Annotated in this window: 23 protein-coding genes and 1 pseudogene; 4 read left to right on the forward strand and 20 right to left on the reverse strand. The window is 36.1% G+C overall.

Features of this window, described 5'->3' with window-relative positions:
• Positions 1-188 precede the first annotated feature (188 nt).
• From T479_RS20740 to T479_RS20755, 5 genes are all read right to left on the reverse strand, one after another.
• Entirely contained in the window at positions 189-803 is a 615-nt protein-coding gene (locus T479_RS20740; RefSeq protein ID WP_227665477.1) for a response regulator, read from the reverse strand.
• Positions 787-2,544: a sensor histidine kinase gene (locus tag T479_RS20745; protein ID WP_320407242.1), complete on the reverse strand. Its 1,758-nt coding sequence runs from the start codon at positions 2,542-2,544 to the stop codon at positions 787-789. The genes T479_RS20740 and T479_RS20745 overlap by 17 nt, the downstream gene beginning before the upstream one ends.
• Before the next feature lie 101 nt (positions 2,545-2,645).
• Positions 2,646-2,945 carry a hypothetical protein gene (locus T479_RS24310; protein ID WP_320407243.1) on the reverse strand — a complete coding sequence of 100 codons (300 nt, stop codon included), beginning with the start codon at positions 2,943-2,945 and terminating at the stop codon, positions 2,646-2,648.
• A 131-nt stretch (positions 2,946-3,076) separates the two neighbouring features.
• A complete protein-coding gene (gene comX, locus T479_RS20750) occupies positions 3,077-3,235 on the reverse strand; it encodes a competence pheromone ComX (protein ID WP_024361363.1) in 159 nt (52 codons plus the stop codon).
• 12 nt (positions 3,236-3,247) lie between these two features.
• Positions 3,248-4,150, reverse strand: a complete 903-nt coding sequence (locus tag T479_RS20755; RefSeq protein ID WP_025220729.1) for a polyprenyl synthetase family protein — start codon at positions 4,148-4,150, stop codon at positions 3,248-3,250.
• A 366-nt stretch (positions 4,151-4,516) separates the two neighbouring features.
• On the opposite strand from T479_RS20755, the gene T479_RS20760 reads away from it, so the two are divergent.
• Positions 4,517-5,161, forward strand: coding sequence for a hypothetical protein (locus tag T479_RS20760; RefSeq protein ID WP_029747106.1), 645 nt, complete (start codon positions 4,517-4,519; stop codon positions 5,159-5,161).
• A gap of 155 nt (positions 5,162-5,316) precedes the next feature.
• Here T479_RS20760 and T479_RS20765 read toward each other — a convergent pair whose 3' ends face one another.
• The 13 genes from T479_RS20765 to putP form a co-directional block, all read right to left on the reverse strand.
• Positions 5,317-5,631 (reverse strand): antibiotic biosynthesis monooxygenase family protein, encoded by a 315-nt coding sequence (locus tag T479_RS20765; protein ID WP_024361366.1) that lies wholly within the window; start codon positions 5,629-5,631, stop codon positions 5,317-5,319.
• A 1-nt stretch (position 5,632) separates the two neighbouring features.
• On the reverse strand, positions 5,633-6,640 hold the full coding sequence (locus T479_RS20770) for a siderophore ABC transporter substrate-binding protein (protein WP_024361367.1): 1,008 nt from the start codon (positions 6,638-6,640) through the stop codon (positions 5,633-5,635).
• A 59-nt stretch (positions 6,641-6,699) separates the two neighbouring features.
• On the reverse strand, positions 6,700-7,461 hold the full coding sequence (locus T479_RS20775) for an iron ABC transporter ATP-binding protein (RefSeq protein WP_024361368.1): 762 nt from the start codon (positions 7,459-7,461) through the stop codon (positions 6,700-6,702).
• Positions 7,458-8,411, reverse strand: coding sequence for an iron chelate uptake ABC transporter family permease subunit (locus tag T479_RS20780; protein WP_024361369.1), 954 nt, complete (start codon positions 8,409-8,411; stop codon positions 7,458-7,460). The genes T479_RS20775 and T479_RS20780 overlap by 4 nt, the downstream gene beginning before the upstream one ends.
• Positions 8,404-9,354 carry an ABC transporter permease gene (locus T479_RS20785; protein WP_024361370.1) on the reverse strand — a complete coding sequence of 317 codons (951 nt, stop codon included), beginning with the start codon at positions 9,352-9,354 and terminating at the stop codon, positions 8,404-8,406. Before T479_RS20785 ends, T479_RS20780 begins: the two co-directional genes overlap by 8 nt.
• A gap of 129 nt (positions 9,355-9,483) precedes the next feature.
• Complete coding sequence (locus T479_RS24245; RefSeq protein WP_265101553.1) at positions 9,484-9,615, reverse strand: hypothetical protein; 132 nt, start codon at positions 9,613-9,615, stop codon at positions 9,484-9,486.
• Positions 9,616-9,642: 27 nt separating this feature from the next.
• Entirely contained in the window at positions 9,643-10,698 is a 1,056-nt protein-coding gene (locus T479_RS20790) for a YkvI family membrane protein (RefSeq protein ID WP_025220730.1), read from the reverse strand.
• Positions 10,699-10,762: 64 nt separating this feature from the next.
• Positions 10,763-11,872, reverse strand: a complete 1,110-nt coding sequence (gene menC / locus T479_RS20795; protein ID WP_025220731.1) for an o-succinylbenzoate synthase — start codon at positions 11,870-11,872, stop codon at positions 10,763-10,765.
• Positions 11,873-11,894: 22 nt separating this feature from the next.
• On the reverse strand, positions 11,895-12,719 hold the full coding sequence (locus T479_RS20800; protein ID WP_025220732.1) for a GNAT family N-acetyltransferase: 825 nt from the start codon (positions 12,717-12,719) through the stop codon (positions 11,895-11,897).
• Between the two features lie 15 nt (positions 12,720-12,734).
• The gene (locus T479_RS20805) at positions 12,735-13,862 is read right to left on the reverse strand and encodes a M20 peptidase aminoacylase family protein (RefSeq protein WP_024361374.1); all 1,128 of its coding nucleotides are present in this window, start codon (positions 13,860-13,862) and stop codon (positions 12,735-12,737) included.
• Positions 13,863-14,332: 470 nt separating this feature from the next.
• Positions 14,333-15,820, reverse strand: coding sequence for a peptide MFS transporter (locus T479_RS20810; RefSeq protein ID WP_025220733.1), 1,488 nt, complete (start codon positions 15,818-15,820; stop codon positions 14,333-14,335).
• A 487-nt stretch (positions 15,821-16,307) separates the two neighbouring features.
• A complete protein-coding gene (gene hflX, locus T479_RS20815; RefSeq protein WP_025220734.1) occupies positions 16,308-17,594 on the reverse strand; it encodes a GTPase HflX in 1,287 nt (428 codons plus the stop codon).
• A gap of 272 nt (positions 17,595-17,866) precedes the next feature.
• Positions 17,867-19,354, reverse strand: a complete 1,488-nt coding sequence (putP, locus tag T479_RS20820) for a sodium/proline symporter PutP (protein WP_025220735.1) — start codon at positions 19,352-19,354, stop codon at positions 17,867-17,869.
• A gap of 190 nt (positions 19,355-19,544) precedes the next feature.
• Here putP and T479_RS20825 point away from each other — a divergent pair.
• Positions 19,545-20,704 (forward strand): annotated as a pseudogene (locus T479_RS20825) (class I SAM-dependent methyltransferase).
• Between the two features lie 41 nt (positions 20,705-20,745).
• On the opposite strand, the gene T479_RS20830 reads toward T479_RS20825, so the two are convergent.
• Complete coding sequence (locus tag T479_RS20830; RefSeq protein WP_025220736.1) at positions 20,746-22,065, reverse strand: ABC transporter permease; 1,320 nt, start codon at positions 22,063-22,065, stop codon at positions 20,746-20,748.
• 1 nt (position 22,066) lies between these two features.
• Positions 22,067-22,753, reverse strand: a complete 687-nt coding sequence (locus T479_RS20835; protein WP_024361380.1) for an ABC transporter ATP-binding protein — start codon at positions 22,751-22,753, stop codon at positions 22,067-22,069.
• 426 nt (positions 22,754-23,179) lie between these two features.
• Between T479_RS20835 and T479_RS20840 the strand changes: the two genes are divergently transcribed.
• Together T479_RS20840 and T479_RS20845 are read left to right on the forward strand one after the other, a co-directional pair.
• Entirely contained in the window at positions 23,180-23,800 is a 621-nt protein-coding gene (locus tag T479_RS20840; protein WP_024361381.1) for a DUF47 domain-containing protein, read from the forward strand.
• A gap of 20 nt (positions 23,801-23,820) precedes the next feature.
• A complete protein-coding gene (locus T479_RS20845) occupies positions 23,821-24,837 on the forward strand; it encodes an inorganic phosphate transporter (RefSeq protein WP_024361382.1) in 1,017 nt (338 codons plus the stop codon).
• Positions 24,838-24,933: the final 96 nt, after the last annotated feature.

Here is a 24,933-nt window from a genome sequence, read left to right on the forward strand (position 1 = left end):
GGCGTGATTTGGCGGTAATACAAAAACACCGCCAAAAAATGGCGGTGTTTAATACACATAATAGGTATTTAGAATTATAAATACAGAAAATTATTCTAAGTATAGGCAATGCCTCTTGGTGCGCACCTAAAATACCCTTTTATAGTAAAATATAGCAATATTTTTATACATTCTACCATATTTTAAAACTAGAGTAAATTCATTCGTTCTGCAAGGTTTACTGCTTCTGTACTTGAATCTACATTGAGTAGGGAAAATAACTGTGTTAAATATCTTTCAGTTGTTCGCTGAGGAATATTTAACTCGATTGCTATTGCTTTATTTGTATGCCCTTTAGCAATCAATCTTAAAATTTTCTTTTCTTTTTCATTTAAATGTATATCGAGCTTTGCATCCTGCAGTTTAAAGCGATTATCAAGAAAATCTAAGAAATTTTTTGGTAACACAATTTCACCATTGGCAATGGCTCGAACTGTCCGTAATATTTGCTCTTTAGATGCTGTCTTCGCTAAAATCCCCTCGATCTTTCTTTCCAAAATGAGTGGATAATAATCCGTAATATCATCCCCTGTATAAAGGATAATCGACGCATCCACCTGAAGAGCTTTAATATTTCGAGCTAAATGGATGCCATTTTCTAAAGGCATATTGATATCAATAAGATAAATATCATATGGCTTGTTTTTAATTTTTGGAATGACAGAAGTTGCATCACTTTCTGTATCCACTAAAATATCTTCATTTTCTTTAAATAGATTTTTTGTTCCCTCTAACACAATTGGGTGATCATCCACTATGAGCATCGTTATCAAGTGTGTCACTTCCTTCTTTTACTGTAATTCTAATAGACATCCCTTTATTAATATGGGTATCCATGTAAAAGTGTCCATTAAAGGCTTTTACACGCTCTTGCATACCACGAATCCCCATCGATTCTGCCACTATAATATCATTTACATTACAGCCTACCCCATCATCCTGATAAATGATTTCAAATCCATTGTCCATTTCCTTAAGATGAATTTCAACTGTTGTCGCATAGGAATGTTTCATAGCATTGTTGAGTAATTCTTGAAATAGACGGTAAATCATTAAGTTCATTCGCTCATCCTCTAGATAGAGGCGATCGATTGTATAGATTAGCAAAAAACTAGCTCTTTCTGTTACTTTTCGAATGAGTTTTTCTAAGGCTGCATTTAGCCCTAGTGTGTCTAATAGCGGGGGTTTCAAATTTTCACAATAAGCTCTTAAATCGTGTAAAGATGTAACCATTTGTTGATGAATCTTTACAAGTTTTTGTTGGATTTCTACTGTATCTTTTGCATTTATTAAGACATCTATTTCTCGAGCAATATGGAGTTGCTCTTGTAAGTTCGTATCATGCAATTCTTGAGCTAATTGATATTTTTCCTCTTCAAACCTTAACCACAGTAGTTTGTTTAGCCAAGGTAATTGACCATCATCTGCTTGCTTCATATGCTTTAGTTCCTCTAACAGTTCTTCCACCATTTTTGTATTTTCTATAAAATTATTTACATATAACAGGAGCAACTCGAGCCATAGTAGCTCTTCTTCTTTTAAATGAATTGAATTATTATGCCCCAATACTAAGGCTCTTTTGTAATGAGCATCTTGATGGAGGAAAGCTAGATAGACTTTGTCAAGTTTCCGTATTTCTCCTAATCTTAAATCTTCCATTAACATAGGATTTATAGGAATCTTTCCCTCAACCATTGAAGTAAATTGATTTGTGTCATAGTCATAGGTTAATACAAATACATGCTCAAGCTCAAGGTGCAGTGAAACCTCTTGTGCAAACCTTTCTAGAAGCTCATCTAATTTAATCGTTTTGCCAATTCTATCTACAGCAATATATAACTGATGTATATAATCACCTTTAGTAGAAAACAATATTTTACGCTTGCGATAATCGACCTTCTCTTTTATGTAGAAAAGAACAACCAACGATAAAAAAGTAAACAATGAAATACCTGATATCACAGTCATCGTTAAAAATTTCCCAGCGATCCAATACAAACCAAAAGCAAACCACAAAGTAAATATTAAAGAGAATATTACATAGTACCGAAGTCTTGTAATGTGATATTCAATATCAAATAATCGTTCCGCTAGTTGAGTAAAAATAAAGCTAAATGGAATCAACAATAAAAATAAAGCACTGATTTCAGCGGAAAGAATATATCGATTAAATAATATAAGTGGAATTGCATAAAGAAACAAGAATGGAAGAAAAGGAATCATTACGCCATTTAACAAAATTTTCAACTGAGGTGATTTATATTTAAAATAGCTTAGCAATAAAATGCCAAGTATAGTAATAAGGAAAATTAAGAAAACAGTTAAAACAATATTTGAAAGGAAATCATGCAAGTCATAATAAATAATACCAATGTAGCCAAATAGCATGGCTATAATCGGTAGTAGATAAAATAATTTAATATTGTTAGAAAGTATCCAATTTGCCTTTAAAAAAATAAAATAATTTCTCAAAAAATGTAAAAACAATACTAAACATAATAGCATACTCCCTCGATTGACGATAATGCCTATACTGTTTAGACTGCCAGATGCGCCGCTACTAAGATAGGCTATAGAGACCGATAGCATAAATAAAATAAGCAATCTTAATAGCGAGGTGTTTTTTGTTTACAATACAAATAAAGGACAATAAAAAATGTTAAAAAATAATAACACGCTGGGATTACCAATACAAAATAAAAGTGGTCAGTAAAATCTAAACTACTTACCTCAACATCGATAATTTGACCATCAGGCTTCAAAATAGTTAACATATTTGCCGCCCTAATAACAAAATCATCTTTGACATAAGGAATAGCGTCGATTGGAACATTATCTATGTTTAAAATAATATCGTTCGCAGAGATTCTTTGCCCAGTCAATAATGGTCCATATGATTTTTCCACTATCCAGTTTCCATTTATTTCTTTTATATCTATACCCAAATAAGGCTTGCTATAAGTAACATATAGTAGGTAGAAACCTAGCAGAATGTAAACACTTATAGCAAGCATAAACCATTTTCGTATAATTATATTTAGTTCCAAATTGTTTGTTGTAGGCATAGTTCTTCTTCGAATGAGTCAAGTATAGCCTGTTGTTCAGTTGCTGAAAAACCAATTAATGCGACTTTCTGTTCTTTTAACAGTGATACTAGTGCAGGGTTTTGTTCTAGATACTGAATTACATTAATCATAAAAATCTCTCCTCATCTCATTAGTTTGATTAGGTATTCTTTACCTACTTTGTTTATAGCAACATTTTCGAGATTATTCAATGCTTTTAGCTTATAGAGGTTCTTCATCGTAATGGCATAGCGTATTGCGCCACCATTTTTCAGCTCATTTTCTATAGCATTTTTATCCAAAAATGTAACTATATCTTTATTATAATAGTTTATCACATATTTTGAAACACTATTATTTTGTGACATTAGATAAATAATTGGTAACGAATATTTTTTATTTATAAGGTCATTCTTAGGTCCCCATGTTTTTAAACCTTGAATATCATTTTTTATTTGTTGAATAATACCTATATATTTTCCGTATTCTTCTATTTCAGCAGTCATTTCTCCTTTGGCAAGTACTTCACCAATAACACAACTCATCGCTGTTAGGGAACCTGATTTTTGGTCAATCATTTGTAAATATGATTGCTCATCTTGACAATCATTGAGTACATCTAACTGCTGGCCACTAATACTTCGCAATGCATATTCTTGTAATAATCGAAGAGCCATATTTTTGTGTTCAAAAGTAGTGCTATGTATAGTCTTAGATGACATAACGAGCATGGCTAATGCAACATTTAATGCAAGTTCGGGTGTTTTGCTCCAAATATAATCAGAATCCTTATCCTGTAAATCATCAATAATATCATAGGACAATATTAGAAGTTCAATAGCTGCAGCGACTTTATAAATATCATCATTCAAACAATCTACAAATGCTTCATAATGCCAAAAACATAGTTTGCCAAACGAATAGCCTGTAACTACTTTTTCTTCTTTAAAGCTTTTAAGCATTGTTTTTAATTCATCACCAAGCATTGCATCATTTTCAATAATTATGTCTAAAGATTCATTAATGCGTCCATCTATATCCTTCAATAGCCCTCTTCCTCCTTAATTATATTATTCAATATTATATATATTTTTGGTAATTAATTCTATCATTATCGAGTTAAATGAATTAGTATTCACCTTTTCTACCTATCACTGATAATAAAAACATATATACCGCCAAATAATGGCGGTATTTTCAAATAGCACGCCAGTTTTTTGCCAAAAAGTAGTATAAAAAATGGCGGGATAATACTAGTGACCGCCATTTTTTGGCGTTAACTGACCATTGAAATGGCGTCCTGACAGATGTTACGCTTAAGGTAGGTAAAATTCATCTGTAATATATGTGACACAATCTGGAGTTTTTGCCTTATGTTAATTTTAAAATTCTCCAAATTAGGAGTGATTGAAATGGCTAATGGAGTAAATAACACTATACTAATACTTACAGAAACTTTTTCCTGCACGATTTATGTAGCGGCAGAAGAAATCACTATTAAAAAGCCTTCACACGAACAACAATCTATTGAACAACTCATTATTCAAGCAGAGCAACGAGCTTATCAAGAAACTTTAGCAGCATACAAACTTAAATCTACTCTATCTAACTCCATTTGTGATACATCTGGTTTTGAAGATACTTTTCAGCAAAAAATGGATGCCTATATGGCGCAATATAAGATTGTAAAAGTGTCCGATGACGATTTATTATTATTGTCTTTAGTGAGCCCTTTAACTTCTGGTTTGAATCTTCATACCCCGATGATTTATAAAGCTCCTCATTGCAGCATTATGTATGCCCGAGGGAAGCAAATACAATCTCTTAATCACCATAGCATCGGCAGTAATACCGTTAACAATGCAGACTTACCAACTGATGTTACAAATACAGATTATATTGCCTCTACAAAGACTTTCGATTCTGTTACTAAGGCAAGTGAAGCTTATTATTACTGTCCGACTAATTTTACTGGATTATGCATTAATGAGAGCGGTATTTCTTTTAATATTACTTCAGCCTTCAATAGCTGGAATAAAACTTCGATTAAACATTAAAGTACAACCTTCATTCATGGCGAGGTGAGGTGTGACACAAACAGAGTCACCCTCTTGCCTACCATCCTTTTCTTCCCTACTTCTTCACACATATTGCTATATCTTAAAAAGCAAAAAGAGGTGCCACAAATTACTTGTGACACCTCCCATTCTTATTAACCTTTTACATAGTAAACATCTTGTCCGCTTTCAATGATAAAGTCAGGTTTAGGCTTACCTGCATTTGCTTTATGACCAGCAATATGCTCAGGGCTCTTCTCCCAATTTTTCCATGCTTCTTCAGATTCCCAACGAACCATAATAAGCACTTCTTCATCGCCACGACGTACTTTTTTTACAAGGACTTGCTTATCGATAAAACCTGGTTGCTGTTCAAGTAGTGATGGACCATCCTTTTTAGCTCCAAAACGCTCTACAACCTTATTGGCATTGCCTTCTGTAACGACCATACGCTTAATTTGAACAAACATATTAGTTAAACGCCTTTAAAATATCGTCAGCTTTTGCAGTTTCTGATAATAAACCGCCACCTGATAGGTACCAATATTCTGGATTTAGATAGAAAATTTTACCGTTCTTAGCAGCGTTAGTAGCACTAACGATTTCATTTTCAATAGCAGCTTTTGTACCAGACTCACCTTCAGGGTTAACTGCCGCATCACGGTCAACTACGAATAACATATCTGGGTTTTTCTCACGTACGTACTCAAAGCTTACGTTATCACCATGTGTATCAACTTTAATTGTATCATCAACAGCTTTTACACCAAATACATCATGAATAACACCAAAACGTGAACCAGGACCATATGCAGATAATGAACCTTCACTACCTAAAACGATTAAAGCTTTGTCTTCAGATGAAGCAGTTTTTGCTTTGATCTCTTCTACTTTCGCTTCATATGCAGCAAATGCATCAGCAGCTTCTTTCTCTTTACCGAAAATTTTACCAGCTAATTCAGTGTTTGTTTTAAATGATTCCATGAATTTCGCGTTATCTACACCAACGAATACAGTTGGTGCAATTTTAGATAATTCTTCGTAAGCAGCCGCTTGACGACCAGAAATAAAAATAATGTCTGGGCTCATAGAAGAAATTGCTTCAAAATCAGGCTCTTTTAAAGAACCAACGTTTACATACGTAGTGTCAGCATATTTGCTTAAATAACTAGGTACTGATTGTTGTGGCACACCTGCAACGTCAACGCCTAAAGCATCTAAAGTATCAAGGAAACCATAGTCAAATACAACAATATTTTTTGGTTGTTCTTTAAGTGTTACTTCTTCAAATGTATTTTCGCCCATTGTACTACCTGGGATTGTGATTGGGTAAGCAGAAGCAGCTTCATTTTGCTCTTCAGCAGGTTTATTATCTGTTGAACCTTTATCGTCTTCTTTTGATTCTTCTTTCGAACTACAAGCAGCTAATACTAAAAGCATCATTGCCATTAGCACAGTAAGTAATTTCCAATTTTTCATTGTGAAATGCTCCTTTAATTGTTTTTATATTTTTAGATAGGTAGGACTATCTATTATTACTATGAGTTAAAATAGACACAAATGCGACAGCCATTCTGCTCTTGAACAGGGATATCCATATCATAGATTTCCTTTAATGCATCTGAGTTAATAATGTCATTCGTTGGACCATCTTTTACAACACGTCCATTTTTTAAAGCGACGATATGATCAGAATAGACAGATGCAAAGTTAATATCATGTAAAACAATGACAACTGTTTTCCCTAACTCATCGACCAACTTACGCAATATTTTCATGATTTGCACGGAATGCTTCATGTCCAAATTGTTAAGTGGCTCATCTAATAGAATATAGTCGGTGTCCTGCGCAATGACCATTGCAATAAATGCCCGTTGACGCTGACCACCCGATAATTCATCCAAGTAGTTATGCTGAATATCGTCTAAATTCATATATTGTATTGCTTCATCTATTTTTTGCTCATCCTCTGGTTTTAGGTTCCCTTTTGAATAAGGAAAACGACCAAATGATACAAGTTCGCGTATTGTTAGACGTACATTCATGTAGTTTGATTGCTTTAAAATCGATACGCGCTTTGCAAAGTCATCGGATTTCCAGCGACGCACATCCGATTTATCCAGTAGTACTTCTCCAGTGTCTGCATTCAGTAAACGGCTTACCATTGAAAGCAATGTTGATTTACCTGCACCATTTGGTCCGATAAAAGACGTAATTTTTCCTGGTGCAACGTCTACACTAACATCTTGAATGACCGGCTTTTTCCCAAAAAACTTAGAAATCTCTTTTACTTGGATCATCCTGCTGACCTACTTTCCTTCAATAATAAGTAGATGAAGTACACACCACCTACAAAGTTTATAATGACGCTAAGTGTTGTATCGAAGTTAAAAATACGCTCGACCATCCACTGTCCACCGACTAAAGCAACAATACTCATCACACAAGAGCCTGCGATTAACACAGAGTGCTTGTACGTCTTGAAAAACTGATACGATAAATTCGCTACGATTAAGCCAAAGAATGTAATAGGCCCAACAAGAGCTGTAGAAACGGCAATTAATATAGAAGATAGAATAAGCATGCGCTGTACAAGCTTATCATAAGGTACTCCTAGGTTTATCGCTGTATCACGACCAAGGGACATCACATCGAGCTGGCTCATATGGCGCCATCCGTATATAAAAGTTCCGACAATCACAAAACCTGCTAACCATACTAAATCTGAATTCACATTATTAAAGCTGGCGAACATTTTACTTTGTAAGCTTAAGAACTCATTAGGATCAATTAATACTTGGAAGAATGTTGTGACACTTCCTAAAAACGTTCCGACAATCATTCCGACTAGCAGTAGGAAGTAAATCGGTCGTTTCCCTTCTTTGAACAATACCCGATAGAAAATAAGTGCAAAAATTACCATAGCTGTAACAGCTAACATGAAATTATATTGCGCATTAATAACGAATATGGACATAGAGCCAAAGAAGTAATAAATAATTGTTTGCACCATCATATATAACGCATCAAGTCCCATAACACTTGGTGTTAATATCCGATTATGTGTAATCGTTTGGAATACCACTGTGGAATACGCAATGGCAATTCCCGTTAATGCCATCGCCACCACTTTAATGAGGCGACGAGGGAACGCATAATGATAGTTCCCATTTAGTTCATAAAAGACATACAGTAACATAGCAATTACTGCTAATCCTAGTAATATCAACATTTTGGTACGGTTACGCATATGCTCTCCCCCTAAACAACATAAATAGGAAGATGGCACTTCCGATGACGCCGACCGTCATACTAATCGGAATTTCGTAAGGGAAAATCAAGACGCGTCCTAAAATATCACATAATAATAGGAATGACATTCCGAGTAATGCTGTATGTGGTAATGTCTTTGCAAGGTTATCCCCTTTGAATAGCGATATGATATTTGGAATAATTAATCCAAGGAAAGGAATCATACCAACAGTTAATACCACCGTAGTTGTTACGAGTGCTACTAACACTAGACCTAAATTCACAACGAATTTATAGGAAAGACCAAGATTTTTTGCAAAATCTTCACCCATTCCAGCCACTGTGAAACGATTCGCATAAATGTAAGCTAAAATTAGAACAGGTACACTTATGTATAAAAGCTCATAACGACCTTTCATTATTAAAGAGAAATCTCCTTGTAACCATGCAGTAATGTTTTGAATTATATCTGCCTTATACGCAAAGAATGTCGTAATCGACGAAAGAATATTTCCGAACATTAAGCCAATAAGCGGTATAAAAATCGCATCTTTAAACTTTATTCGATTTAATATTTGCATAAACAATAATGTGCCGGCTAAAGCAAATATGAAAGCGAAGGAAATTTTTTGGAAGTACGTGACATTTGTAAAAAACATCATTGAAATTAGGACACCTAATTTCGTAGCATCTAAAGTTCCTGCTGTAGTTGGTGACACGAACTTATTCCTACTTAAGCTTTGCATAATTAAACCAGCAATACTCATACCTGCACCTGCTAGCAAAATTGCTACAAGTCTTGGTACACGACTAATAATAAATAGTCTAGTTTCTTCTGAACCGAAGTCTAATAAGTCACTTGGTTTAATATTTACTACACCAATAAATAGCGACACAATAGACAACACAACAGTTGCTGTTAAAAGATATCTTATTTTCATTGTAATCCCCGGTAGATTCATTTTTGCTTGTAATTAATTATCGGATGAAAATGATTATCATTACTCACGATTCTCATTATAAGCATCTTTCTATTATCAGTCAACCAACTATTGAGAATTGTTCTCGTTTTAGTTGGAAATACTTGAAAACTTTGATTTTTCAACAATAATATTGGCTAAACGACTTATTTTTTGATGCATTTCAACGCGCTCCCCAACCCGCAAGTTCTTCCAAAATAAAAAGGTAATTGAGAATGGCATAGCTTATCCTTCTCAATTACCTTATATTTACACTACTCGTCTTATGCCTCGTAACCACGCAAAAATAATAGACCCCACCAAAATAAATCCTACATAGCCCATCACTGCATATAATTTTGATACAAGTGTCGTAAAGCCCACTAAGCTTGCCAAAAATCCTAAACCACCCATAAAAATTACAGCAACTTTAAAGCTAGGCTTTGTTGGTTTAAAAAATCGTACCGTAAACGAATAAAACATCCCTACCGCCGTATTGTAAATCATCCCTAATAATGAAAATGACATTAATAAACCTACGATTGGATGAATTTCATTCGCCAATGCTAACATTGGAATATCCAACCCGACAATAACGTTCATTTTAGCTAGAAGAGAAAAATGAATAAGTAGAATGAGCGCGCCTAACAACAGTCCCCCAATAATGCCACCCATACCTGCAATTCGTTCATTACGGATTGCGCCACACATCACTGTAAGGAGCGAGAAGCATACGCCGATATTAAAAGACATATACAGCAACGCCGTTACCCACCAGCTTTTAGAGGATGTTTGTAATTGCTGTTCTGCTATTGTTGCTTGCTCCGCAAACGATAAATCCATCGTAGCTATTGAATAGACTGCAATAATCGTAACAACAGCTAATAAATAAGGCGTTGCAATTGCAATAATATTAATAATGCTTTTTACATTCATCATTACTGTCATCATGGTGAGGGCAATCATACAAATGCTCCCCAGCCATACGGGTAGTCCAAACATTTGCTCAAACGTAGCGCCAGCACCAGCAAACATAATAACTGATACACCAAACAAAAATAGCGATAGAACAAAGTCCATTAAAAAACCAATCGTATTCCCTGAAATTTGATAAATCAAATCCTTATGGGACGTTGTCTGCAACCTCGAACTAATTTGTGCTGTACACATTCCCACAAAGGCAAACCATAGTGTCGCTAAAAGAGCACCTATAATCCCCTTATTGCCATAACTCGTGAAATACTGAATGATTTCTTGTCCTGATGCAAACCCCGCACCGACGATAATTCCTACATAAGCACCGCCGATTTGTAAGCTCTTTTTCAATCACTTCTCTCCTCGACTATTTATGCAATACTAACAATCATGATGGAAAATAAGCCAAGCCCTATTACCCTTTATAGACTTTTTTGCTAATTGTTAATTTATCAATAATTTCTAAATTCGGCTGATAGCCAATTCCGATGCTCTGTGGCACACGAATATGCCCATCTTCCACTACGATTTCGGGTGTTACAATATCCTCGTACCAATAATGGCTAGAACCTGCGGTATCACCCGGTAGAACAAAATTAGAAAGCGCTGTTAAAGCGATATTATGTGCTCGTCCGATTCCCGCTTCTAACATGCCCCCACACCAAACAGGAATAGCATGTTGTTGGCAATAGTCATGTATTTTTTTGGCTTCTGTTATGCCGCCTACACGTCCAATTTTAATATTAATTACACCGCAGCTACCTAGCTCAATTGCTTTCCTTGCATCCTCTAGTGATGTAATGCTTTCATCTAAGCAGATTGGTGTTTTCAACTGTTTTTGAAGCTTGGCATGATCGATAATATCGTCTGCTGCAAGTGGTTGCTCAATCATTAGCAGATTAAATGCATCCAACTGTTGTAACACTTCAATGTCATTTAATGTATACGCTGAGTTTGCATCCGCCATTAAAGGCAGATTAGGAAATACAGCACGAATAGCACGAATGACTTCGACATCGTAGCCCGGTTTTATTTTTACTTTTACCCGTTTATAGCCTTTTTCCACATAGACCTTTATTAGCTCTAATAGCTTATCCGTACTAGATTGAATACCTACACTAATGCCTACATCAATAAGGTCCTTGCTTCCACCTAATGCATGTGCAAGAGATTGCTTTGTTTGCTGAGCATAAATGTCCCACACTGCACCTTCAATCGAGGCTTTAGCCATACCATTACGCCGAATAGTGGCGAACAAGGCACTAACCTCATCCGGATGTGCAATGTCTTTATGTAGCAAAGCGGGCATTAAAAAGTCCTCTAACATATGCCACGTCGTTTTTAGTGTTTCCTCTGTATACCAAGGTGCTACAAAAGCAACTGTCTCACCCCATCCAATCGTGCCACTTGCATCCTTCACCTCTAAAAGCAATAGCTCTTTTTCAGCAACAGTACCAAAGCTCGTTGTGAACGGTGCTTTCATTGGCATTTTTAAATGTCTAATTGTAATCTCTTCTATTCTCACAAACGTCACTCCTTATCCATCATTATAAAGCCAATAAAGAGCGTCTGACCAACAGATAAAAATGAACATATTCTTTATGCTTTTTCACACGAACGATTGCATATTCTTGCTCAAAAAAGGTTGTTAAAATGGTACGCATCTTATAACGCCAATCTTCTGCTAATTTAGGACTCTCTATTTTCATCTTTTGCAGATGCTGTGGGATTGGTACTAAATAAGCATCCTTATAAAATTGTTGCTTACTATCGAATTCACCCTCTTTATCGAGCACAGGCAATCCGTCGACTGTCAACGTCCACGATGTTATTTGTTCTGCCACTTCTTCTAGCTCATCTAAACTATCGTCTGCATGATTGCGCTCAATCCACCATTCGACTGCAATCCTGTCCGAAGGTAGTCCATCATTAAAATCGTCTTGTAGTGGCCCGTAATAATCTACCTCATACTGATCACTAAAAGCACTAAGCTTTAAAAACGATAAATTTGCTAAGCGCGCTTCTAATGGATCAATTAACCAACGAACTAGTTGAAATCCATTCTCTCGTGCATACTCTTGTTGAGCATGCTTCAATAGTTCTCCTACACCTTGTTCACGATATGTTTTTTCAACACCAATCATGTGTGAGTGTAAATACATTTTTCCGTCCAAATAGCCTACAAAGCAGTAATTAAAACCAATTAGCCGACTTTCAAGAAAAGCACCAAGCAATAATCCACCGTTTTGTACAGCCGCTAACATTTGATGCGATGGAATTGCTTGACTCCCCCAAATTTCAGCATTTAAGTATTGCACCTCAGCAATCTCCGCAGGTGTCATCATTTTTTTAATAACAACGTTTTTTAACATGTTCTGATGCCTCCTTTATGGTTCTAGTTTTAATGCTCCTAATACAGCGTTTGTAAGAATTTCCACTCCTGTTACAAGTCTTGCCTGTTTAAATTTCATTTTTGGATGATGTAACCCTGGTGTTAATCCGCAACCTAGACCAAGCATAGTTGATTTTAAGTGCGGACGTTGCACCGCATAATGGTGAAAATCCTCTCCTCCTGGGGTATGTACAGGCTTACGTAAATTAGACAGGCCAGCAGCCTTTACAATAGCTTGCTCCATAATATATTGAGCCGTCGTATCTACCTCAGCAGCAACAATATTAGCAACTGTCTGTAATTCAATTTGCACTTTATGCAATATTTTTGAAGAATCGATTACACGCTTGACACCTAAAGCGAGTGTCTCCATGACATCGTTCCGTTGTGCCCTGATATCAATTGTAAAGGCAGCTCTTCCCGGAATAATATTCCCCGAATCTCCTCCAGCTTGAAATTTTGTCATCTTAATGGAGACAGGCACCATTGGATCTGTATGAATAGTGCGTAAATCCTCTATTATCGTTGCCCCAACTTCAATTGCATTAACACCAAGATGCGGTCTTGCTGCATGGGCGTCCTCACCTATAATTTCCCCTTCAAGTAAACGGGATGCGCCGTGATACAACGCTGCACAGTATGTACCATCTTCAAGCTCATGGACAGGTCTTAAATGGACGCCAAATAAATAATCTAAATCATCAATAATACCTTCTTTTAGAACAGCTAGTGCGCCCGTTCCTTTTTCTTCAGCTGGCTGAAAAATAACACGTACTGTTCCTTTTAATAACTGAGATTGCTCTTTCAAAAGTAAGAGTGCACCAATTGCCATTGTCATATGACCATCATGCCCACAGGAATGATTCGCTCTAAACTCACCATCTACTTCTTGCCATAATGCATCTATATCCGTACGTAAGCCCACTTTTGGATTTCCCTTGCCGATATCAACATAAAGCCCTGTACAATTTTTAAAGCGTTGTGGGGAAAATCCTTCACGCGTCAACAAATCAACAATATAATTTGTTGTCTCTACCTCTTTCCAGCTTATTTCTGGGTGTGCATGTAAATACGTGAAAATCTCCATTAATCTTGGCCTCAAACGATCCAATGCTTCTTTCATGACAACCAACCCCTTAAAATTGTTACTAGTAAGATTATTATAACGAAAAATAGTCCTATTCTACAGAAAATTAAATTATCTTCTAGCTAATAGACTACACAAAAGACAAAAAAGATGCGTAGTAATGTCTTTTAGTTTTGTAACAACTAACGATGTGCCCATGGAAAGCACCACCGTAGCGGACAACAACACTTTTCTCTATTATGCAAAATAAACGAAACCTAAGCTGTTTATTCTTTTGCAGTAAACAATAAATAGAATCGTGTACTAGTTGTTGGGAGCGAAGGCTCTGACTCCTGCGGGAATGCACGTAGCGTAAGACGCTGGCATTCCGTGCGCGAGTGAGGGTTGCGGCTTACGTGTGTGCCCGCGGAAAGCACCACCGTAGCAGACAACAACGCCATAACAAAAAAGTGTTAGATTGATGGCAGTCAATCTAACACTTTTCTCTATTATCCCAGCATATTTAACTAATTAATGCCTCGCATCGCTTTAGAAATAATCGGTGAAAGTACTAATAAGAGTATGCCAATAAGAATTGACAATGATCCTAAAAATCCGAAATATGTGAATTCACTTACAACCTCGTATACCTTAACAAGTTGAGCGTTAATCGCTTGAGCCGCAGCACTAGTTAAAAACCACAGTGACATTGTTTGTGCAGCAAAAGCTTGTGGAGCTAATTTCGTTGTTGCAGACAGACCTACAGGAGATAATAATAATTCCCCAACTACTACTAAAAAGAATGATAATACTAACCACAACGGACTAACTAAAGCTTGTCCACCAGATAGATGTGCCGGAATCATCATCACTAAAAATGATAGTCCTGCAAAAAATAGTGAATAAGAAAATTTACGTGGTGTGGATGGTTGCTTATCGCCCCATTTTAGCCATAACATCGCAAATAGTGGTGATAATGTAATAACAAATAAAGGATTTAATGATTGGAACCAAGATGATTCCAACTGGAAGCCACCAAGATTTAATTGTGTACGCTCATCTGCATACGTCGCAAGGATTGTTGCACCTTGCTCTTGAATAGCCCAAAACATAACTGCCGCTAAAAACAACGGAATGTATGCCAGAAGACGAGATTTCTCATCTTTCGTTGTTTTCTCACTGCGGTACATATAAATAAAGAAAGCTGTTGGAATAAGTACACCAAGTATAGTAATAAGTAAACTAAAGACATTCATTGTTAGTACACCAGTTTTAATGCCGATACCACCTAAGACAAGAATAACTAGCGCTACAATAACAATTTGTGTAAAGACTTTTTTACGTTCTTCTGGTTTTAACGGGTTATTTACTTGTAAGCCCGCTAATCCTAGATATTTTTTCTCTGTTACTTTAAAAACAATTAAACCAATTAACATACCAACGGCTGCTAAACTAAAGCCTAAATGGAAGCTATACTTTTGTCCAATTGTTCCGACAATAAACGGCGCAATGAATGCACCCATATTAATGCCCATATAGAAAATCGAGAATCCTGCATCACGACGACTATCTGTTTCAGCATAAATATCCCCTACAATACTTGAGACATTCGGTTTTAATAAACCAGTACCGATAACAATAAACGCCATCGACGCAAATAACATTGTCACACCGCCAGGGAATGCTAGCAGGAAGTGACCAATCATAATTAATACGCCACCATAAAAAATCGTTTTACGTGTACCTAAAAGTCGATCGGCTATCCAGCCACCAATAATACCCGACATATAAACAAGGGAACCATATATGGCCATAATGGAGTTCGCTGTACCGCGATCAAGACCTAATCCACCTTCATTTAATTCATAATACATGAAGAAAATTAGAATCGCTCGCATCCCGTAGTATGAAAAACGTTCCCAAAATTCTGTGAAAAATAATGTAAAGAGCCCCTTAGGGTGTCCGACAAAACCATTTTGAGGGACGGATTTTACAATTTCATCTTTAGTAGACATAACAATATCCTCTCCCATTTTATTATTCCTTAAAAATATTATTACCCATTAGTAAGGATAAAAAACTATGTTTCATCATACTAAAGCGTTTTTATCACTTTATCAAGAGTTTTAAAAAATGTTGAAAATTTATCAGTTTTCTCTATATTCAGATTGATTAGTTGATATTTTCTTAAATATATTGAAATATCTACGTTTTCGCACTTTTTGCTTTATCAAAAAAATAAAATATAAATATAATATTTTAAAATACTATATAATCAGAAAATAATTTATTTATTGCAAATAAAAAAATCAATGGCGAGAGTCACCATTGATTGTAATTTTTTCAAAGCCCATTTTTTCCAATTACTATTAGTTATCGCAAGGTACATGGCGACCTTATCTCAACGCACAAGCTTTATTCTGTTATATGTGTCATTTCCATAGAAATAAGCTAGGCAACTTTTCTAGCTATGTGTTGGCTTACTTATATTTTAACTCTATGTTATTTAACAACAAAATGTTGATATTTTGCATAATCGGCTTCTTTTACTTCAAGCTTTAATAATGTGCCCGCTTCTTCATATGCCGTTTCATAAATCGTCGCATTTTCATTTAAATAAGAAACAATATTTCCTTGCTCATATGGAATAAGCATTTTACAAGTTACATAATCGGAAAAAATATGCTGACGTATAATTTGTAAAAGTTCATCTAAACCATTGCCTTGCTTAGCAGAAATCCAAATATTGTCCCCACTGATAACAGGGTACGGCACATTTGCTAAGTCCGCTTTATTATATACATAAATAGTAGGGATTCCTTCCACTCCAACCGCCTTTAACGTTTCATTTGTAACATCCATCATAAAGCCATGTTCTGCATTTGAAACATCCACAACGTGGAGCAATAAATCTGCATCCCGCGCTTCTTCTAATGTAGAACGAAACGCTTTTACTAGATGATGCGGTAACTTACTAACAAAGCCAACTGTATCTGTTAATAAAAAAGATTTCTTATCGTGTAATTCAATATAACGGACAGACGTTTCGAGTGTAGCAAATAGCATATCCTTCTCAAATACTTGTTTATGATCCTCTTGTCCAATTTTAGCAAGGAGCTGGTTCATAATCGTTGATTTACCAGCATTCGTATAGCCCACAATGGATACAACAGGTACAGCATTTTTTCTTCTTTGTTTTCGTTGGGTTTCTCGTTGCTCCTTTACTTGCTCGAGTTCTTTTTTTATTTTAGAAATTTGATCTTCTATTTTACGACGATCTAACTCAAGTTTGGTCTCACCTGCTCCACGGTTTTTAAAACCGCCACCAGTACCACCACCTTGTCGGCTTAGGGAAGCATGTAAACCGACTAAACGTGGAAGCATATATTGAAGTTGCGCCAGCTCAACTTGCATTTGTGCTTCACGTGTTTTGGCACGGCGTCCAAAAATATCTAAAATTAACATCGTCCGATCAATGACTTTCGTCTCTAAATCGCGCTCTAAATTACGGATTTGTGAAGGTGATAATTCATCATTAAAAATCACAAGATTAGCTTGTGCTTCTTCATAAAAACTTTTTATCTCTTCGATTTTACCTGTCCCGACATAATGAGATGGTGTGACTCGCTCTAAATTTTGCGTGACGATACCTACCACTTCCACATTTAAAGCTTCAGCTAAATTTGTAAGCTCCTCCATCGAATAATCAAAATGCTTATCATTACGTAAATTAACACCAACTAATATGGCCTTTTCTAACAATACATCTACTTCTTTCAATTTATCCATTCACAATCCTCCCACCAACGCCTTGGTGTTGCTACAACAAATTTTCTTCATCTTACCATATAATGCCCTAAACTGTGTCTTTTAGTCGGCAAAGATTCCTTCCACCGCAGCGTTATTTATACACATACTTCAACGTCGAATCATCAAAAATAGTCTGCTCATTATAAAAAAACAAATGCGCCCTAGACTAGAAAATTGGGCGCATGCTTTAATGTAGATAAACTATGTTAAATTAGAAATAAGTAAACTAACTTTAGCTTACTCTTATCAACTTATCCTCGCTCTTTTTTTAACAATGTTTCAGTACGATCGAATTCTTCCTCGATTTCTGCATTTCTCTTATAAGTCACCATACTTACAACAACGGCTACTATTAAACAAACAATGAATCCTGGCACGATTTCGTATAAAGTAGTTGAAAGCAGCTTTATTTTACCCCATATAAAGGCTGTTGCCGCACCTGTCACCATTCCACTGAGCGCTCCATAATTCGTCAATTTCTTCCAATATAATGATAGTAAAATAATTGGACCGAACGCAGCCCCGAAGCCAGCCCAAGCAAACCCTACTAAATTTAAAATGGAATTTTCAGGGTTCCAAGCTAATATTGCTGCAATTACGGCTACTACTAAAACTGCCATACGCCCAATAAACACATAATGTTTATCGTTTGCTGTTTTATTAAATAACGCCTTGTAAATATCTTCAACGAGAGCTGAAGAAGTGACAATTAATTGCGATGAAATGGTACTCATAATTGCAGCTAGAATAGCAGCCAACATAATACCCGCGATAAATGGATGGAATAAAATTTGACCAAGTACAATAAAGACCGTTTCAGCGTCTTTTAATTCCCCTGCATTTTGTTGATAGTACGCTACACCTACTAATGCAGTTGCAAGGGCACCAATAAGACTTAAAATCATCCAACCAATACCGATGCGACGAGCCTGTTTCGTTTCCTTTACAGAACTAATCGCCATAAAACGCACGATTATATGTGGTTGCCCAAAGTATCCTAACCCCCATGCAAGCGATGAAATAATCGCTGCAGCTGTCGCTGATGCTGGTAATAAACTTAAATGTTCTGGGTTTACCGTTTTAATGGATTCTACTGTTTCACTAAGACCACCCGTTAAAAATAGCCCAAATAAAGGTACTGTAATCAGTGCTAAAAACATAATAAGACCTTGTAAAAAGTCCGTATAACTCACAGCTAGGAAACCACCAAACAATGTATAAGCAACAACTACACCTGATACAATCAATAAACCTGTATGATATTCGTAGCCAAATGAGCTGTCAAAAAACTTACCGCCAGCTACCATACCTGAGGAAACATAGAATGTGAAAAACAATAGAATAATGAGTCCTGAAGCAATTCTGATTAATCTTGTATGATCACGTAAGCGATTATCTAAATAACTCGGTATTGTAATTGAGTCATTTGAAACTTGCGTATAAACCCGTAATCTTGGTGCGACAAACATCCAATTCAAATAAGCTCCTATTGTTAACCCGATGGCGATCCATGCTTCAACAAGTCCTGAAGCATAAATTGCCCCCGGAAGCCCCATTAAAAGCCAACCAGACATATCTGCCGCACCTGCACTCAACGCTGTAACAGCAGGCCCTAAGGATCGACCACCTAGCATATAATCTGTTAAATTTGAAGTTTTAACGAATGCATACCACCCGATTCCGAGCATGACAATCATATAAATGATAATAGCGATTAGCTGATAAGTATTATCTGACATAAGCATTCCTCCTTTTGAACATTATTTTTTAGCATAGAATACTTTTCACTATTAATATACCGTAAAATGTTCAAAAACAAAAATCCATTTTCTGAATATTCGATTTACCGATTATTTGAAATGAAAAACAACGTGAAGAAAATTGTGTTACACTAATGCCATCTATTACACAACAAAGAAGGCGAAACAAATGACATTTGAAGAAATGAAAACACTGCTTCTAGACCAAATTTCCCAACAACAACTCGTTGCGGCTACAATTAGTCAACCACGAATGAAATCTAATGAAATAAAGCGTATAAAACTAAAGCCCATCATGTTGAAAGAAGCTTATCATATACAAATTGAATACCAATATGAGCGTATTTTAAAACATGAGAATGTCCTATTAGCCGATTTCCCGCCTAAACTTGAACTATTCTTTGCTGACTTCCGTCAAGCACATATCGACTTTAAAGAAGAAAAAGTACACGTGCAACTATCGAAAAAAAATAAAGTTTTATGGAAATCAGATAAAGCCGCTACTCCGAAGCAAGTAAACTTATCACATAATCGTAAGAAAAACTATTTACTTGATGAGTCCACGCCTTATCCTTTTTTAATTCGTTTAGGTGTACAAAGCGAAGAAGGAAAAGTAAAAAACAAAAATACGATAAATTCAAGCAAATTAATCGCTTCATTGAATTTATCGACGATGCCTTAGCCTATTTACCCAAAAATCGCCAAGTCCGTATTTTAGATTTTGGTTCAGGAAAATCCTATTTGACGTTTGCCTTGTATCATTACTTAAAAATTGAAAAAGGGTTGGATATTCGCGTTACTGGCTTAGATTTAAAAAAAGAGGTAATCGAGGAATGCTCTCGTATTGCACAAGATTTAGGCTACGAGCAACTTGAATTTTTAGTTGGGGATATTAATGATTATAACGATGAATCGAATGTAGACATGGTCGTAACTCTACACGCGTGTGATGTTGCAACAGATATGGCATTATCACGCGCAGTGAAATGGGGCGCAAGTGTCATATTAAGTGTCCCTTGTTGTCAACATGAGCTAAACCGTCAACTTGATACACCGGCACTCGATGTCATGTTACAGCACGGCCTTGTCCGCGAACGTTTTGCAGCTCTCGCGACTGATTCCATTCGCGCTGAGATTTTATCACTTGTTGGTTATGAAGCACAGTTGTTGGAATTTATTGATATGGAGAACACACCAAAAAACATTCTAATTCGCGCTTATTATACTGGCAAAAAGCCGAGCGCACAACAACGCGCTAAGTATGATGCCTTTGTAACCCTGTTGAATGCAAAGCCATTTTTAGCAAATGAATTAACATCTTATTTGTAAATTATGAAAACCCGAGGCGCATTATGTGCCTCGGGTTCTTTTTATAGCTCTTGTCGTAATGCTTGAATAACATCTATCTTCGTTGCTTTACGAGCTGGTCGGTAGCCAGAAATCATCGCCACACCAATACTGATGGCAGACGCAATGATAACAAGTTGCCATGGGATAAGTGAAAATGTAATATCTGACGAACTAAAAGCATCTTCACCTGTCGCCGCTTTTAAAATTAACGGTAAAACTGCATTTGCTGTAAAGCTAATGACATATGAAATAATAACTGCAATAACGGTACCTAAAATACCAATAAATGTGCTTTCCATTAAAAAGAGTCGTTGAATCAACTTTGGACTAGCGCCAATTGCCTTCAATACCCCAATCTCACGTGTACGCTCTGTAACCGCCATTGTCATCGTATTGAATATCCCAATAGAGGCGATTAACACTGCAATTGTCCCAACAAAAATTAAACCAATTTTCAACACAAGGAAAAATACATCCATTTGATCCAATTGTTCCGTCACAGAGAACACGCTATAGCCCTTGTCTTTTAACTTTTCTAAAATAGGCTTAACATTTTCTAGACTATCCGCATAAATATTGAATTCCGTATTAAATACTTCATCTACTGCTACTTTATCTAATGCTGCAAGGGTATTTCCTATCGCTGCTTTTTGCGCTGAATCCATATAGACTGTATTGTCAATCATCCAATCATAAGAAGGTTTTTTTGTCACACCAACTATTGTATATTTCACCTTTTCAGTTTCAGACGCTCCATTGGAATAGGAAGCTAAAGATAATTCAATTTCTTTACCAATTAAAGATTTTTTATATCCTTCTTCACTACCATCATAGTATGTGCCTTCTATTTCAGCCTTTTTGTTTTTTTCTTTAATGACATCTCGTTCTGCATCATTTAATAATGTTTGAGCAAAATGGTATCCTACAATAATCTCATTTGGCTTTGTTGGGAACTTCCCTTTTGCAAGTTTCCCAGTTACACTTTTAAAATCTGACATAGTCGTTATAACTAGACTTGAATTTGTATCACGATCTTCAAAATATGAGTGCGCACTTGCATTAACTGTACTCGTTTCAAGTACTGTTTTAACATGCTCGATAGACTTGATTTCATCTTTCTGTTGCTCTGTAAATTGTGAGCCATCATATACTTGAATTTTAGTTATATTTTCATCTGATAGTATCTCGTTACGAATTGAATCCTGTAGCCCAAACCCTACGGATGCAAGGACAATTAAAAATGCACAACCCATTGTTGCAGCCAGCACGGTCATAAATACGCGTAATTTATTTTTCTTAATATGTTGGATAACAAAATCCAATTGGTCTTTCCATATCATGTTATTCATCCTCCTTCACAAGCTCGCCGTCATACATACGGAAACGACGATGAGCAATTGTTGCCACTTCTTCATCGTGCGTAATAATGACAAATGTTAAGCCTAGCTCACGATTTAAACTTTGAATAAGGAGTAAAATATCCTGCTCTGTTTCAGAGTCTAGACTCCCTGTTGGCTCGTCCGCTAGCAAAATAGGAGGATTGGTAATCAACGCTCTTGCAATACTTACACGTTGTTGCTGACCGCCTGATAATTCATTTGGGTAATGGTCGGCTACTGCCGATAATCCGACTTTGTCCATTAATTTTTTCACTTTTTCTTTACGAATAGCTTTGCTTGCACCTTGTAATTTCAAAGGTAACTCTATATTCTCAAATGCAGTTAAACCCGGCATAAGTTGAAAGTTTTGAAAGATAAATCCGAACTGGCGCAAACGAAACGCTGCACTTTCTGTTTCAGTGAGTTTCTCTGTCTGTTGCCCATTCACACGAATAGAGCCTTGTTCAGCTTTCATAAACCCGGCTAAAATTTGTAGCAATGTTGATTTTCCAGAGCCACTCTTGCCCACAATTGCGACAATCTCTCCTTTTTTTACTTCAAAATTTACACCCTTTAATACAGGTACATGTTTTTCCTTACCCTTTTTCCCAATTAAAAATGTATGTTGTAAGTTCTCGACTTGAATCATTTTTGACTTGACGCCCCTTTCTCTTACTTCTCTATTGTAGAAAACAATTCTTAATATTAACGAAGGATAAAAATGAAGATATTCTTAAGAAAATAGGGAACACTAAGAAATGTTAAGATATCTATCTTTACAATTCCTTTACAATTCAAAATCAATCGCTTGTGAAAATGAGGTCTTCAAAAGAGGTTCCTCTGTACTAAACAGATTTTTAAAATTAATAAATTCTTTGTTATATAGGCATTTATACTGTATTAATATAAACAAACACACCCTAACACTTAATATTTGTGAACAAAATGTATATTACAGGATTGTAAAGTTTTGTGTAGGAAAGATAAATTTTATGTAGATAAACGTAAGATTTTGTTATGATAGTAAAGTTTAAAGGTCGTTTATTTTATCTATATCCAGGAGGATTCTATTTACATGCTTAACTCAAAAAAACAAGACCCTTTCTTTGTAGCATTGCATAAAATTGCTGAAAATATGAGAGAGGCCGTACATTACGCAAATGATTTTCGTATAACAAGTGTAGCTGACTTAAAAGAGATTAGCATTACAATGAAAAATTACGAAACAGCTGGCGATAAACTCATTCATGAACTAATCGTAATGCTAAACAAATCATTTATGACACCGATCGAACGAGAAGATATTTTAGAATTCGCTATTCGTATGGACGATGTGTTAGATGGTACGGAGCATTGTATCGCCCACTTCGAAATGTTCTCCTTAACAGAAGTTGACGAATCAATGCGCATTTTCTTAGGCTATATTTCTAAAAGTGCCGACGAAATTGTTAAAGCAACTGAAGAGTTAAAGAAAAAGAATCTTATTGGCATGCGCCCACATGCCATTCTAATAAAAGACTATGAGCGTGAATGCGACGAAGTACAAAGAACTTCTATTAAGCAATTATTTTTAAATGAAAAAGATCCAATCCGCATCATTAAGTTTAAAGATATTTATGAACAACTTGAGGATATCGCTGATTATTGTCAAAACGTTGCCAACACAATGGAAACAATTATCATGCGTAACGCGTAACTAGGAGTGGGTCAAATACAATGAATACAATCATTATACTAACCGTATTGGTCGTCATCTTTGCCCTAACATTTGACTTTATTAATGGTTTCCATGATACAGCAAATGCTATCGCAACTTCGGTTTCCACAAGAGCATTACCCCCACGTGTTGCCATTATTATGGCAGCGACGATGAACTTTATCGGTGCTATTACTTTCGTGGGTGTCGCAAAAGCGCTAACAAAAGATATTGTTGATCCATTCTCTTTAAATGCTTTTGAAGGAGATACAACTGGTTCTGTCGTTATATTAGCCGCATTAATTTCAGCTATTATATGGAACCTACTTACTTGGTACTTTGGTATCCCATCAAGTTCTTCACATACATTAATCGGTTCAATTGCCGGCGCAGCAGTTGCTTCTGCAGGCTTTAGCGTCCTTAATTATGGCGGTTTTACAAAAATCATTATGGCATTAGTATTGTCACCACTCATTGCAATTTGTGCCGGCTTTCTTATGATGACGCTGTTTAAACTATGGTTTAAAAACTTAAATTTATATCGTACGAATAAAGGCTTCCGGACAATGCAAATTTTTACAGCGGCTATCCAATCGTTTACGCACGGTACAAATGATGCCCAAAAAGCAATGGGTATTATGACTATGGCGTTAATTGCAGGTGGCTTGCATACCGGGGATGAAATTCCTTTTTGGATTCGAGCAGCGGCTGCAACCGCTATGGGTCTTGGTACTTCTATTGGTGGCTATAAAATTATTAAAACGGTCGGCGGTAAAATTATGAAAATCCGTCCTGTAAATGGCGTTGCAGCTGACTTAGCTTCTGCTACTGTTATTTTCGGTGCGACATTAGTACACTTACCAGTATCCACAACACACGTTATTTCTTCATCCATCATGGGTGTTGGTTCAGCACAACGAGTTCGTGGTGTTAACTGGGGAATGGCACGAAAAATTGTAACCACTTGGATTATTACAATGCCAATATCAGCTGTAATGGCATCCGTTATATACTTTATATTATCTTTATTCTTTTAGAATTCACGGCACTCTCTGCTCCCAGAAAGTGCCGTTTTTTGGTGACAGGCACTCACACAATTCTCATACAATTCTCACGCCATTTACTGCGAGCAG

Origin of the sequence: Lysinibacillus sphaericus (assembly GCF_000600105.1) — a bacterium.
GTDB lineage: Bacteria > Bacillota > Bacilli > Bacillales_A > Planococcaceae > Lysinibacillus > Lysinibacillus sphaericus.